The organism is Bradyrhizobium sp. (assembly GCF_049519115.1).
Lineage (GTDB): Bacteria > Pseudomonadota > Alphaproteobacteria > Rhizobiales > Xanthobacteraceae > Bradyrhizobium.
Map to the genome: position 1 here is coordinate 62,552 of NZ_JBEKRB010000006.1, position 12,152 is coordinate 74,703.

Sequence of the window (12,152 nt, forward strand, 5' to 3'; positions counted from 1 at the left end):
GAAGAAGCTAATTCGAATTGGCGATAAACAGTCCGGCATCTTCTTCCAGAAGGAGCCGGTCGCGGACCAGTTGTTGCGTGGCTTTTGCGATTGCAGCGGCCCGATCGCCCGCGTTCGGATAGCGTTCCTCCATCGACAGCCGAGGATCGTTGATTTTCAGCCGTTCATCGCGGGTCGCCGCGAACGGCATCATGCTGCCGTTGTTGTCGCACAGCTCGCCTTCGCTAAAGCCGACTTTACGCAGATTCCAGCCGGTGTGGGTTGCGGCCGGTGCTTCCAGCGTAGGCAAGTGAATGCCGGCGATGTCGCGGCCGTCGGCGTCGGTCTTCGGGACGAACACCGGATAGGCAGCTCCCTTCGACGGCGGCATCTCTTCGGATTTGAGCGCGGTCGGCTGGGCGATCCGGCTCGGATAGGCAAAGCCGGGGATGTTGGGAAAGCCGACCGCGTTGGCCCAGGGCGGCGCCAGCGTCGCATCGGCGCGGCTGGGATAGCGGCTGTCCGGCGGCAAGGTGCCCTTGGCAATCCACTCATTCATGGCGACGAGCAGGGCGCGCACCGCCGGCCCCGCATTCAGAGGGTTGGTCGGATTGGCGCACCCCTTCACCATCTGCGACTTGTCCTGCGCGAGCGCGTAATGCTGCAGGTTGGACAGCAGGAACAGCCGGACATTGTCCGGCATGGTGATGGGATTGCCTTGTGTATCTGTCACGAGAAGCGAAGCGCGCTGCTGGTAAAATTCAAGCTCGCTATCGCTCTTGATGATCTTCGGACAATTGCCGGTGGCGAGGCAGCGCGCCAGGAAGCCGTCGCTTTTTCCGGTGACGATGTCGGTAATCACGGGATAGGTGAACGGAAAATCCGCACCGGGATAAAGCATATCGGCGTGTTCGTAAGGCGAGCGGCCGGGCTGACTGAAGCGATAGTTGGTGAAGGTCTTTTTGCCGCCGGAGATATGCGGCATCAAGCCTTCGAAGACACTGCGGCCGGCCTCATCGGCATTGAAGCCGAGATAGAGATAGTCGTGCAGGTAACGGCCGCTTTGCGACAGGCCGAATCCGATCGCGCGGTCGATCCGCCCCGTGAGGGGATTTGCGGTACCGGAGCCATCCGCAGCCTCGTTACGAAGGAAGGAGACGACGTCGCGCGTGGCCGCAAAGCCGAGACCCATCACCTTCGGATCCTTGGCGATATAGATGAATTCGTAGATGGCGCCGGCGTCGAAACCTTCCGGCCGCTTGACCGAAATCCTGGTCGGATTCTCGAACGTGACGCCAAGGCCTGTCGGCGAGGTGCGCGGATCGGCCTCGCGCTCGCGAACGCTGATTTTGGCGTTGACGGGATCGAGGTCGGCGGCCGGGTAGCTCAGCGTGCCGATTGCCGGATTGTCGGCATGGTCGAAGATGAAATCTTCACGCGCGAGGCCCGTCACGCCAGGCGCGATCGGGGGCGAAAAGGTCATGCGGCCGCCGCCCGGAATAATATCGCCCTGCCAGCCGCTCCACACCACGGTGTAGCCGCGGTTCATCAGAAAACCGTTGCCGGCATCCGCGGCCTTGACGAGATCGTTGGTCACGGCGTGGATATCGTTGAACAGCGCGAGCCCAAGCTTGCTGCCGCGGTTGAGCACTTCGTAGAACAGCGTGCGGTTGCCGTTGGCAGCTACCGTCGGCCGCAGGATTTCCACGTCGGTTGTCGCCTCGACCTGGCCTTGTGCGTTGCGCGGCGCGCGGTCGAGATCGACGATGACCTGATTATGGATGTCGTCGGGCGCGACTGCGATCGTCGCACGGGCGGCAATCCGGTCGTAGGTGCCGATCGTGCCGAAGGTTCGCCCTTCGAGAGATTCCACCTTCAGAATCTCGAATTTGACGATCTTGGCGGCGCACGGACTGGCGAAAATGACGGTTGCCGCGATCAGTATGACCGCACGCCGCAACTGGCTCATGGCACTCTCCCATACCCGCGCGCTGCGTTGTCCGCCGCAACTTTGGCGTCACACTATAGAGATAAGGCGCAGGCGGGAAGGGGCTTAACCCGGCCAGATATCAGGCTTTTTCGGCCGCGAGCGCCCTTTGGACGGCGGCCCGCTGCGACATGTGGTCCCGGTGCGCTTTGACTTTCGGAAAACGAGCGGGATCGACGCTGTCGCCTTCCAGCCAGCCTGCGATGGTGAACAGATAAGGGTCGCAGATCGTATAGCTGTCGCCCATCACCCATGGGCCCTTCATCATTTTGCTTTCGATCAGGTCGAAGCAGGCGGCCATGGTTTCCGGCACCTTCTTTTTCATCGCCTCGAGCGCCGCCGGATCGTCGGCCCAACGGCTGCCGCGTGGGCGGTGAGCGTGGTTGATATGCACCGTCGAGCACAGATAGCTGTTGAAGGCCTGCACTTCCGCAAAGCCGAAGGGATCGTCGATCGGCGCCAGCTTTGCATTTGGAAAGCTTTGGGCGATGTAGGCGAGCATCGCGGGCGTCTCGGTCAGGATGCCCCTGTCCGTCACCAGCGCGGGGACGCGCCCCTTGGGGTTGATGGCCAGATATTCCGGCGAGCGCTGTTCGTTGGTGGCGAAGCTGATCTTGACGGTCGAATATTCGGCGCCGGCTTCTTCGAGCGCGATGTGGGAGGCCAGTGCGCAGGTGCCCGCGGCGTAGTACAGCTTCATCATCGTGACCTCTCCATATCAGTGCGAAACGTCGGCCTTCGTCCACTTCTCCGCAAAATGCAACGAACTTCGAAATCGGGGCAGTCGGGCGAACGACTTGCCGTTGACAAGACTGTTATCGCAGCGGCACGGACAGGGAAAGCCGGATGTCGCATCTCGCCATTGCGGCCACCGGGAAAAGATGCAGGATTCGTAGGGCTCGGAAGGAAGATCAATGCCGAAGATATTTTCCAGCCCGGAGGCGATCGCGGAGGACATCATCGCCGATGTCGGAAGCAATCTCGTGGTCGGCTTGCCGCTCGGCCTCGGCAAGGCCAACCACGTCATCAATGCGCTTTATGCGCGCGCGGTCGCCGATCGCTCCATCCACCTCACCTTCCTCTCGGCGCTGACGCTGGAAAAGCCCGAGCCTTCCAACCTGCTCGAGCGGCGCTTCATTTCTCCCGTTATCGAGCGGCTGTTCGGCGGATATCCGGATCTCGCTTATGCCCACGCGCTGCGCGCCGGCGAATTGCCGCCCAATATCCAGGTCATCGAATTCTTCTTCCTCGCGGGCAGGTGGCTGCATGTCCCGTTTGCGCAGCAGCACTACATCTCCGCGAATTACACCCACGCGTCGTCCTATCTGCTCGCGCGCGGGCTCAACGTTGTTACTCAACTGGTAGCCAAGCGCAGGGTCGACGGCGTCGCCCGCTACAGCCTGAGCTGCAATACCGATACCACGCTCGATGTCTTGAAGGCGCGCGCCGAAGGCCATGCGTCCTTCAAACTCGTTGCGCAGGTCAATTCCGAACTGCCTTTCATGCCAGGCGCGGGCGATCTTCCGGGCGAAGAATTCAGCGCGGTGCTGGAGAGCCCGGAAACGGAATTCCCGCTGTTTGCGCCGCCGTCCGAGCCGGTCACCGACAGCAAATACGCGATCGGCCTTCATGCGGCGGGTCTCGTTCGCGACGGCGGCACATTGCAGATCGGTATCGGCCAGGCCGGCGACGCGCTGGCGCAAGGCTTGATCCTTCGCCATCGCGACCGCGCGCAATTCGAGGCAACCGTGAAGCGGCTTGCGCCTGCGGGTCCGCCGTTCGAAACCGCTCCTTTCGAAAAAGGACTCTACGGCGTCAGCGAAATGCTGTTCGAGGCGTTCATCGGCCTGATCGATGCCGGCATCATCAAGCGCGAAGTGGAGGGCGTTCTGCTCCATGGCGCGTTTTTTCTAGGGCCAAAATCATTTTACCAGCGCTTGCGCGACATGACGGCGGAAGAGATCGCGCGCATCCAGATGATGCCGGTCTCCTTCACCAATGAGCTCTATGGCGACGAGGAGCAGAAAAAGCGCGCCCGCATCGATGCGCGCTTCGTCAACAATGCCATGATGGCGACGTTGATGGGGGCAGCGGTTTCCGATGGCCTAGAGAACGGACAGGTGGTCAGCGGCGTCGGCGGACAATATAATTTTGTCGCCCAAGCGTTCGCGCTGCAGGGTGCGCGCTCCATCCTGACCGTCGAGGCGACGCGGCAAGCGGGCCCGAAACCGCAATCCAACATTCGCTGGAGCTATGGCCACGAGACCATTCCGAGGCACCTGCGCGATATCGTCGTTACCGAATATGGCGTCGCCGACCTTAGGGGAAAATCCGACGCCGACGTGATCGCCGCGATGTTGCAAGTGGCGGATTCGCGTTTTCAAAACGAACTGACTCGCCAGGCGAAGGATGCCGGCAAATTGCCTGCGAATTTCGAGATTCCGAAGGCCTGGCGCGAAAATCATCCGGAGCGGATTGCGGATGCGCTGCGGCCGGCACGACAAGCGGGACTGCTTCCGGCTTTTCCGTTCGGCAGCGATTTCACGGAAGTGGAGCAGCGCCTGATCCCAGCCTTGCAGTTCCTCCAGGAGGCGCAGCGTTCGCCGCTGAGTTTGCCTGCGCTGCTGTGGCAGGGATGGACGCAGGCGCCTGGGTCTGCCGACGCCGAGTGCTTGGCAAGGTTGGGGTTGGATAAGCCCTCGACCTGGCAAGAGAGGACCTATCGGGGGCTGGTCAGCGCGGCATTGGCAAAGAGCCGGGCGAACTAGCGATTGATTGCTGGCGCAGGCGAGGGAGCTCTACCGGTTCTTGTTGACCGGCTTTCGCTTTTCGATAAAGGCCGCCATGCCTTCGGAGCGATCTTCCAGCGCGAAGGTGGAGCGAAACAGATCGCGCTCGACCTGAAGCCCTTCGGAAAGAGGGGTTTCGAACGCGCGGTTGATGGCGCTCTTGGCCATTTCCGCCGCCGGGTGTGACATCTCGGCGATCTTTTCCGCCATTGCCATGACTTCGGCCATCAGTTTGTCGACGGGAACGATGCGGCTGACGAGCCCGGAGCGCTCCGCTTCCGCCGCATCCATCATTCGTCCGGTGAGGCAGAGATCCATCGCCTTGGACTTGCCGATTGCGCGCGTCAGCCGCTGCGTACCGCCGATGCCCGGAATGGTGCCAAGCGTGATTTCCGGCTGGCCGAATTTCGCGGTGTCGGATGCGACAATGATGTCGCACATCATGGCGAGTTCGCAGCCGCCGCCGAGCGCATAGCCGCTGACGGCGGCAATGGTCGGCTTGCGGCATTTGGCGACGCGATCGCCGCGGATCGCGACAAAATCATTGGAAAACATTTCAATGAAATCTTTCGGCTGCATTTCCTTGATATCGGCGCCGGCCGCGAAAGCTCTTTCATTGCCGGTCAAAACGATGCAGCCGATGCCATCGTCCGCCTCGAGGTCATCAACGGCTTTGGCAATTTCGCGAAACACCCCGAAAGATAGCGCGTTGAGCATTTTCGGGCGGTTGAGCGTGATGACGCCGACCTTGCCCCTGGCCTCGACGATGATGTGCTCCAACGTCCTCATAATCCACCCCGCTTCATGTTGCCGGCAATGTGCCTGCGGATGGAGTAGGCTTCAAGTGGCGTCGCGATCATCGTGTACCGGACGCGGTGCAGCGTTCTCCCGGCGATGCCAACGGGTCGCGCGAATGCGCGCCCGATGACAGGCTCCGCATCGCCCGGCACGCTGCTCCGCGCGGCAGGAATCCACACACTTTTCCATTGTGCAGCCATGGGCCCCGGCTCCGCCGCGCGCCGCTTACGCGCGGCGCCGCATCCGGGGCACGAGACCAATCAGGTGATGAACATGCGCGCGGCCGAGGCCATGGTCAGCAGCGCGCCAAATCCGATGAAGATTTTTCCGATCAGGGAAGTATGATCCAAGGCGGTGCTTTCGCCCGTGATTGCCGTTGCGGGGGCGGGCGGCGAACTGGGGGCAGCGGCCGGCGTCGAACTGCCTTCTTGCAGCGTCCGGTCCGCATCGTTGAGCTGATCCGCCGCGGCGACCGTAAAAGTCCCGTTGTCCGTACTCGGAATGGCCGCCGCGGCATTCGTCTGGGCGTTGGCCAACAGCATCTGTGCGTTGGCGTTAGCGATCGACGGCGGGATATTTGGCAAGGCCTTGGTGTCGTCGGGGGTGGCATCCGTGGCCTTCCTGTCGGCGTCGGTCTTCGCTGCGATCACATGAGGTCTGTGGTGCGCGTAGTGCTTTCGATGGTGCGAAGCGTGTCTGAAGGTTCTGGGCGCGACGGGCGCGGCCGTGCCGTCGGATTTTGAATCCGATACGGGATCGTCGCCGTCAGTCGTGGCCTGTACCGGGCTTGCGAGCAAGAGTCCGGCGGCCAAAATCAATGCCAAGCGCTCGCTGGGTCTGATGATCATTTGGCATTCTCCCCGTTTTGCCAGTCCCGGCGGCGAAAAAGACCGCCCGCCATGTCCGCAGCGGGGCAGAAAAGGGGAATCTTCGGACAAGTCTGGACAAAAACGCGGCAGCCGGTGGTTCGGAAAATCAACGCCACCACCGGGATTAGCCGTGATTCATCAGGCGCGTGTCAGGGGCACCGATCGGTGTTATGAGCCTTGTGGCGCCGGTCCGAGCGGGAAGAATCCTGGCTAGCGCCGGGAATCTTCCAAGGGTTCATTATCACGAATTCGTGATTGGCGCTTCCGGGTGTAACAAATTGAAAAACCGACCGAAATGACGTGTGGGAGCGCGCGTGCGCGAAAGTGAGGGTGAGTGGACTGGTCTGATGCGGCAGGCCATTTCAGGCGACAGCGCCGCGTATCATCGTCTGCTCAAGGCAGTCACGCCGGTCTTGAGGGCCGGCGCTCGCCGCGGGCTGGCGCGGGCTGGTCAGCCGGTCGATCAATCCGAGGATATCGTGCAGGACATTTTGTTGGCGGTGCATCTGAAGCGGCATACTTGGGACGCAAACGCACCGTTCGCGCCCTGGCTGTTTGCGATCGCCCGCAACAAGCTGATCGATGCGTTGCGGCGCCGCGGCCGGCGGATTTTTGTCAATGTCGACGATTTCGCCGAGACCATTCCTGACGAACCTGCCGCCGAGACCGTTTCCGCAAACGAGGTCGCAAGTCTGTTGCAGACCTTGCCTGCGCGTCAGCGTGAGGTTTTGCAGTCGATCGCGGTGGAAAGCGCCTCGATCAAGGACACGGCCGCGAAGTTCACGATGAGCGAAGGGGCCGTGCGGGTGGCGTTGCATCGCGCGCTCGCCAGCCTCACCGCCAAGCTGCGGGAGCACTAAACGATGGAAACCGAACAGCTCATTCGAACGCTCGCCGCCGATAATCCGCACCGCACCCATTCGGTCGGGTTTGTGCTCGCGCTTGCCTTGTTGGCGGCGGCGCCGTTCTCGTTTGCAATGTTCATGATGCGGCTAGGCGTTCGGCCCGATGTCATGACGGCGATGCATAATCCGTTCTTCGACCTGAAATTCGTGGTCACGCTGGCGCTGGCGATTTCGGCCATTGTGGTTGGCCTGCATCTCTCCCGCCCCGAGGCATCGTTCAAGGGCTGGGGATGGTTGCTGCTGATCCCGGTGGGGATCATCGCCGCCGGGATCGGCAGCGAGATGGTGATGCCGCAGCGGCTCCCGATGATGACGCGTTTGATAGGTAACAATTCGCGGGTTTGCATGACCGCCATTCCGTTGTTGTCGTTGCCGCTTCTGGCGGGCGCGCTGATCGGGCTGCGTCACGGCGCGCCGGCACGGCCGGCGCTTGCCGGTGCGTTGGCGGGGCTGATCTCGGCGGGGTTGGCCGCGACCTTGTACGCCTCGCATTGCACCGACGACTCGCCGCTCTTTGTGGCAACCTGGTATCCGATCGCGACCGCGATGGTGACAGCCGCCGGCGCGCTGATCGGCGCGAGGGTGCTGAGGTTCTAGTGGTCCGATTCTAACATTCGCATCCCTACACAGCGGGCACTTTTGCGAATGTTAGAATCAAAAGGACCACTAGCAAATATAGATTTCTAGTGGAGTTTAGGATTTGACATTCGCTTTCCGAACTCGCGGCCAGGTGGGTAGCGAATGTCAAATCCACTCCACTAGCGCGGCGACCGGACGCATCCGAACCTCTTCGGATGCGCCGCCGCCCAAGCGTTATGTAAACCCGGCGTCAGGCCGCTGGTGGCGTTGCGGTCTGTTGCATGCGGTGGAAGCGAAGCACCTGCTGCGCGGTCGAGGGACGAAGCCGCTCATAAGTAGCCTTGCAGCTCTCGAGATCCGACAGCTCCTTGCCGGCGAGTTCGTCGCGCATCCTGATGATCGACCTGACCGTCGACCAAGACATGCCGGAAATCTTCGCCAGGATCATGACTCCCTCGGCGCGGGTTTCCACCATCATGTTCTCGGCAATCGACACCGACACATTGGCGAGCGCGGCGATCGCGGCGTTGGCTTCGTCGAATTTGCCGGCTTCGGCAAATGCCGTTACCTGAAACTCGTCCAGTCTGCCGTCCTCGTAGAGCGACTTGACGAGCGCGTGAGCGATCGCGGTCTCCTGGGTAATGGCCGATGGCGCCGAGCGCGCGCGCCGTGTCGCTTCCCGTACCGCCTCGGATACTTCCTGGACGATCGGCTGGTTGCTGGCTTCCAGCTTCGCCCGCACCGTCGCCGAAGCCTTGGCGAGCAGTTTCAGGTAGAGGTGCCGCGGAATGTTGGGACGCAGGCCGACGCAGGCCGCCAGATCATCGTTGCCTTCCGCGCGGCTGACCAGGCGGGTGAATCCACCTTCCGAGAATTCAGCTCCGGGATTGCTGGCGGTGCTTTGAACGACCTCGTTATTGCCGCGCTGCACCAATACGTCGGTGACCGCGCCGCTGAGTACCTTGCGGGTCGAAATCGCCATCAGGTGCGCCTGGCTCTTGTGCCGCGCGGTCTCAATCAATGTATCGTCGTCGAGCCGTTCCGACATGGACAAAACGGGAGCTGCAACCTCGATCAGATCATCGAACGCCAGCGCGCGGACCGTCAGCGGCGGCGCGCGATCGACGGGGGCCAGACGATTGGACAACAGCGCCTTGGCGGAGGTTTCGATGTGATGGATCAGGCACTGGAACACGTCGTCAAACAGGGCAATCTGATCGTCGGAAAATTCGACGGCGCCGCTGATGAAGAGGTCGGTGACCCGGCGCAGGGTCTCGACCCGGCGGGCGACGGTCCCGTGCGCGAGGGTTGCTTGCAATTCGTCGAGCAGGTTTTCGGACGTAGAAGTAGGCAGCGATTTCGCACTCATGAACTCTATCCTGGAGTAGTTATCGTATGGATCCCGGCGGTTTCTTCTTCCTCGGGGAATGAATGGTCAGATCAGGCACTAACGATGCGGTTGCGTCCTTGCGCTTTGGCCTTGTAGAGCGCTGTGTCTGCGCGCGCGAGAAGAGCGTCCGCCGTTTCAGCGGCCTTTAGCGTGACAATGCCCGCCGATACGGTTATCTGCATGCCGAGCGAAAACGCGCTCCAGTCGAGTTCGGCAACGATCGCCCGCAACCGGTTGAGCAGGCGCAACGCGACGCCGTGGGGCGTGTCCGGGAGCAGGAGCAGAAATTCCTCGCCGCCATAGCGGCCAAAGCGGTCGACCCCGCGGATATTGGCGAAGACGGTGATGGCGAATGTCCTAAGCACTTCGTCGCCGGTTGGATGGCCGTAGGTGTCGTTGATGCGCTTGAACCAATCGAGATCGATCAGCGCGACCGAACAATGGGCATTGGTCCGGTGGGCCCGCTCGATCTCTTCGTCTAGGAAGCGCATGATGCAACGGCGATTGAACGAGCCGGTGAGATCATCGAGTTCGGCGAGTTCTTCGATGCGCTTATTGGCTTCCTTCAGCGCAAGGCCGCTCTTGTAGAGCGATTCGCGCATGGCGCTGGAGAATATGCCGATAAACATGCAACGCCCGATGGTCAGGATGAACACCGTCATCGTGGCGAAGCGTTCCAGATAGGTTTCGTGGGGCAGCGAGATCGGCCTGTCCGTCAGCAGGAACAACCCGGCTAGCCCCAGTGCCATGGCGGTCCAGACCATCGTCGTTTGCCACGGCGTCGAGCGCAGCGAGGCGAAGGCAAATACGACGAACAGCGTGCATAAAAACATCACGCCGACTTCAGGCGCGATGAATGTGAAAATCAGCATGATGATCATGCTGATGATCGATTGTGGAACAACGAAATAATGATCCTTGAAACGCTCGGTGAACCCCGCTTCGGAGAGCAGGATATATCCGCTGACCGAGATGAGACCGCAGACGGCGAATGCCGGGCCGATGGCGGTCGATGTGGTGCCGGCATGAGCGTAGACGAGCAGGATCGCTGCATCGACGACATAGCTGACACCGATCATTCCCTGAATCTGCCGGCGCTGTCGCGCACGGCGCGAAAGCGCCGCGGCCGTCAGCTGGCGACCGACACCTTTCGACGCATCCGCCGTCGGATTCAAAAGAGGCGAGGCCGCGATACCCATAAATTCGCCATGGTCAAAGCAATCGGCGAAAATGTACGAGCCAAAGCCTTTAGGTTTGGTATCTTTCGTGCTGAAATCTTAGGCCGTCAAAGGGCTGTTTTCCCCTTGTTTGCGCGAAGAAATCCGCACTTTGGCCCGTTGCCGGCCGCGCGTTTTTCCATACAGATATGGGGAAATCCTGCGGTGCTGCGGCTGGCCATGTTGGTCTGCGTTAGCGTATTATAATACCGTCGCGACATCGTACTTAAATGGTTGTTAGGGCTCTTCTGTGCGCAGGTTCACAGTTTCAGGCAGATTATTGCTTTAAATCGAAGAATCTTGCCTTTCTGATCGAACCACCCCGCAGTCTAATCCGACCAACCTTGCGAGATAGCCATTGAGTGCGACACAGGCGGCTTCCGATGACGTCCTGATCGGTCGGATCGCCCAAGGCGACCGACTAGCCATGCAGGTGCTGTATGGGCGGCATCACGTCAGGGTATTTCGGTTCGGGTTGCGGTTGGTGCGGAATGAACAGGTCGCCGAAGACCTCATCAGCGAGGTCTTCCTGGATGTATGGCGTCAGGCCGGGAAATTCGAAGGCCGGTCTGCCGTTTCAACCTGGTTGCTGGCGATCACGCGGTTCAAGGCGCTTTCGGCGCTGCGACGCAGGAAGGATGCGGAGCTCGACGACGAGGCGGCCGGCGCGATCGAGGATACGTCCGACGATCCCGAGGTAACCGTACAGAAGAAGGATACCAGCGACGCGTTGCGTAAGTGTCTGGGCCACCTATCGGCCGAGCATCGGGAGATCGTCGATCTCGTCTACTATCATGAGAAGTCCGTGGAAGAAGTTGCGGGAATCGTGGGCATACCGGAGAATACCGTGAAGACCCGCTTGTTCTACGCCCGCAAGAAATTGGCCGAGCTGCTCAAAGCAGCGGGTATAGAGCGAGGCTGGCCATGATGGCTGCGAGCAGAAAAATGGTCGAGCAGGAACCGAGCGAGATCGAACTGCTGCTGCCTTGGCATGCGACGGGTACGCTCAATCCGCGGGATTCCCGAAAAGTCGAGGAAGCGCTGGCCCGCGATCCCGAACTCGCCGGGCAATACGCGGTTATCCGCGAGGAATATGCCGGGACCATCGACCTGAACGAGAGCCTGGGCGCGCCCTCAGTACGTGCCATGCAAAAGCTGTTTGCTGCAATCGAGGCGGAGCCGGCGCGAAAGCCGGGTGTCTCCTTGAATCTCGCAGCACGGTTCGCCGGCTTCTTCGCAAGCCTTTCACCGCGGACATTGGCGTGGTCCGCAAGCTTCGGCGCGTTCGCACTTGTTTTGCAGGCCGGCATCATCGCCGCCGTGCTGATGAATAATCGGCCGTCCACATTCGAGACCGCGTCGTTGAGCACGAACGAACCGATCACGCGCGATCTCTCGATTGCGTCGGCGCCTCGTGCGCTGGTGCGGTTTGCGCCGGATGCGCGCATTGGGGATATCACCGCACTGCTCGACAAGTACCAGGCTTCGATCGTCGACGGCGCCAAGGCCGGCATGTTCCGCCTGCAGTTTGCCAATGCGGCAATGTCGAAAGAGGAGTTTTCAAATCTCCTGAGCCGGTTGCAGAACGAGAAAATCGTCAGTCTCGCCGTGGCGACGCCATGAGCGGGCTGACAGGCCT

At 61.0% G+C, this 12,152-nt stretch carries 12 protein-coding genes; 5 read left to right on the forward strand and 7 right to left on the reverse strand.

Translation table 11 applies throughout. The features are described 5' to 3' along the window. Positions 1 to 7: 7 nt before the first annotated feature. Both ABSE61_RS07000 and ABSE61_RS07005 read right to left on the reverse strand, forming a co-directional pair. A complete protein-coding gene (locus ABSE61_RS07000; protein ID WP_423870363.1) occupies positions 8 to 1,948 on the reverse strand; it encodes an alpha/beta hydrolase domain-containing protein in 1,941 nt (646 codons plus the stop codon). Positions 1,949 to 2,048: 100 nt separating this feature from the next. Next, entirely contained in the window at positions 2,049 to 2,669 is a 621-nt protein-coding gene (locus tag ABSE61_RS07005) for a glutathione S-transferase family protein (protein WP_423870364.1), read from the reverse strand. 211 nt (positions 2,670 to 2,880) lie between these two features. On the opposite strand from ABSE61_RS07005, the gene ABSE61_RS07010 reads away from it, so the two are divergent. Then, a complete protein-coding gene (locus ABSE61_RS07010) occupies positions 2,881 to 4,734 on the forward strand; it encodes an acetyl-CoA hydrolase/transferase C-terminal domain-containing protein (RefSeq protein WP_423870365.1) in 1,854 nt (617 codons plus the stop codon). A gap of 30 nt (positions 4,735 to 4,764) precedes the next feature. Here the strand turns inward: ABSE61_RS07010 and ABSE61_RS07015 are convergent, their stop codons facing one another. The 3 genes from ABSE61_RS07015 to ABSE61_RS07025 are packed head-to-tail and all read right to left on the reverse strand — an operon-like array spanning position 4,765 to position 6,401. Next, a complete protein-coding gene (locus ABSE61_RS07015) occupies positions 4,765 to 5,544 on the reverse strand; it encodes an enoyl-CoA hydratase (protein ID WP_423870366.1) in 780 nt (259 codons plus the stop codon). Beyond that, positions 5,541 to 5,753, reverse strand: a complete 213-nt coding sequence (locus ABSE61_RS07020; RefSeq protein ID WP_423870367.1) for a hypothetical protein — start codon at positions 5,751 to 5,753, stop codon at positions 5,541 to 5,543. The genes ABSE61_RS07015 and ABSE61_RS07020 overlap by 4 nt, the downstream gene beginning before the upstream one ends. 60 nt (positions 5,754 to 5,813) lie before the next feature. After that, positions 5,814 to 6,401 (reverse strand): hypothetical protein, encoded by a 588-nt coding sequence (locus ABSE61_RS07025; RefSeq protein ID WP_423870368.1) that lies wholly within the window; start codon positions 6,399 to 6,401, stop codon positions 5,814 to 5,816. Positions 6,402 to 6,736: 335 nt separating this feature from the next. On the opposite strand from ABSE61_RS07025, the gene ABSE61_RS07030 reads away from it, so the two are divergent. Together ABSE61_RS07030 and ABSE61_RS07035 are read left to right on the forward strand one after the other, a co-directional pair. Then, positions 6,737 to 7,282, forward strand: coding sequence for a sigma-70 family RNA polymerase sigma factor (locus ABSE61_RS07030; protein WP_423870369.1), 546 nt, complete (start codon positions 6,737 to 6,739; stop codon positions 7,280 to 7,282). Between the two features lie 3 nt (positions 7,283 to 7,285). Next, positions 7,286 to 7,924 carry an NrsF family protein gene (locus ABSE61_RS07035; RefSeq protein ID WP_423870370.1) on the forward strand — a complete coding sequence of 213 codons (639 nt, stop codon included), beginning with the start codon at positions 7,286 to 7,288 and terminating at the stop codon, positions 7,922 to 7,924. Positions 7,925 to 8,156: 232 nt separating this feature from the next. On the opposite strand, the gene ABSE61_RS07040 is transcribed toward ABSE61_RS07035, so the two are convergent. After that, the gene (locus ABSE61_RS07040) at positions 8,157 to 9,275 is read right to left on the reverse strand and encodes a DUF2336 domain-containing protein (RefSeq protein ID WP_423870371.1); all 1,119 of its coding nucleotides are present in this window, start codon (positions 9,273 to 9,275) and stop codon (positions 8,157 to 8,159) included. Between the two features lie 71 nt (positions 9,276 to 9,346). Next, on the reverse strand, positions 9,347 to 10,495 hold the full coding sequence (locus ABSE61_RS07045; RefSeq protein ID WP_423870372.1) for a GGDEF domain-containing protein: 1,149 nt from the start codon (positions 10,493 to 10,495) through the stop codon (positions 9,347 to 9,349). Between the two features lie 376 nt (positions 10,496 to 10,871). On the opposite strand from ABSE61_RS07045, the gene ABSE61_RS07050 reads away from it, so the two are divergent. Both ABSE61_RS07050 and ABSE61_RS07055 read left to right on the forward strand, forming a co-directional pair. After that, positions 10,872 to 11,441: a sigma-70 family RNA polymerase sigma factor gene (locus ABSE61_RS07050; protein WP_423870373.1), complete on the forward strand. Its 570-nt coding sequence runs from the start codon at positions 10,872 to 10,874 to the stop codon at positions 11,439 to 11,441. Then, on the forward strand, positions 11,438 to 12,136 hold the full coding sequence (locus ABSE61_RS07055) for a hypothetical protein (RefSeq protein ID WP_423870374.1): 699 nt from the start codon (positions 11,438 to 11,440) through the stop codon (positions 12,134 to 12,136). Before ABSE61_RS07050 ends, ABSE61_RS07055 begins: the two co-directional genes overlap by 4 nt. Positions 12,137 to 12,152: the final 16 nt, after the last annotated feature.

Coding starts and splice junctions, on each gene's coding strand:
- ABSE61_RS07040 (WP_423870371.1), bottom strand. CDS start 9,275: ATGAGTGCGAAATCGCTGCCTACTTCTACGTCCGAAAACCTGCTCGAC.
- ABSE61_RS07000 (WP_423870363.1), bottom strand. CDS start 1,948: ATGAGCCAGTTGCGGCGTGCGGTCATACTGATCGCGGCAACCGTCATT.
- ABSE61_RS07015 (WP_423870366.1), bottom strand. CDS start 5,544: ATGAGGACGTTGGAGCACATCATCGTCGAGGCCAGGGGCAAGGTCGGC.
- ABSE61_RS07005 (WP_423870364.1), bottom strand. CDS start 2,669: ATGATGAAGCTGTACTACGCCGCGGGCACCTGCGCACTGGCCTCCCAC.
- ABSE61_RS07020 (WP_423870367.1), bottom strand. CDS start 5,753: ATGGCTGCACAATGGAAAAGTGTGTGGATTCCTGCCGCGCGGAGCAGC.
- ABSE61_RS07055 (WP_423870374.1), top strand. CDS start 11,438: ATGATGGCTGCGAGCAGAAAAATGGTCGAGCAGGAACCGAGCGAGATC.
- ABSE61_RS07025 (WP_423870368.1), bottom strand. CDS start 6,401: ATGATCATCAGACCCAGCGAGCGCTTGGCATTGATTTTGGCCGCCGGA.
- ABSE61_RS07045 (WP_423870372.1), bottom strand. CDS start 10,495: ATGGGTATCGCGGCCTCGCCTCTTTTGAATCCGACGGCGGATGCGTCG.
- ABSE61_RS07010 (WP_423870365.1), top strand. CDS start 2,881: ATGCCGAAGATATTTTCCAGCCCGGAGGCGATCGCGGAGGACATCATC.
- ABSE61_RS07035 (WP_423870370.1), top strand. CDS start 7,286: ATGGAAACCGAACAGCTCATTCGAACGCTCGCCGCCGATAATCCGCAC.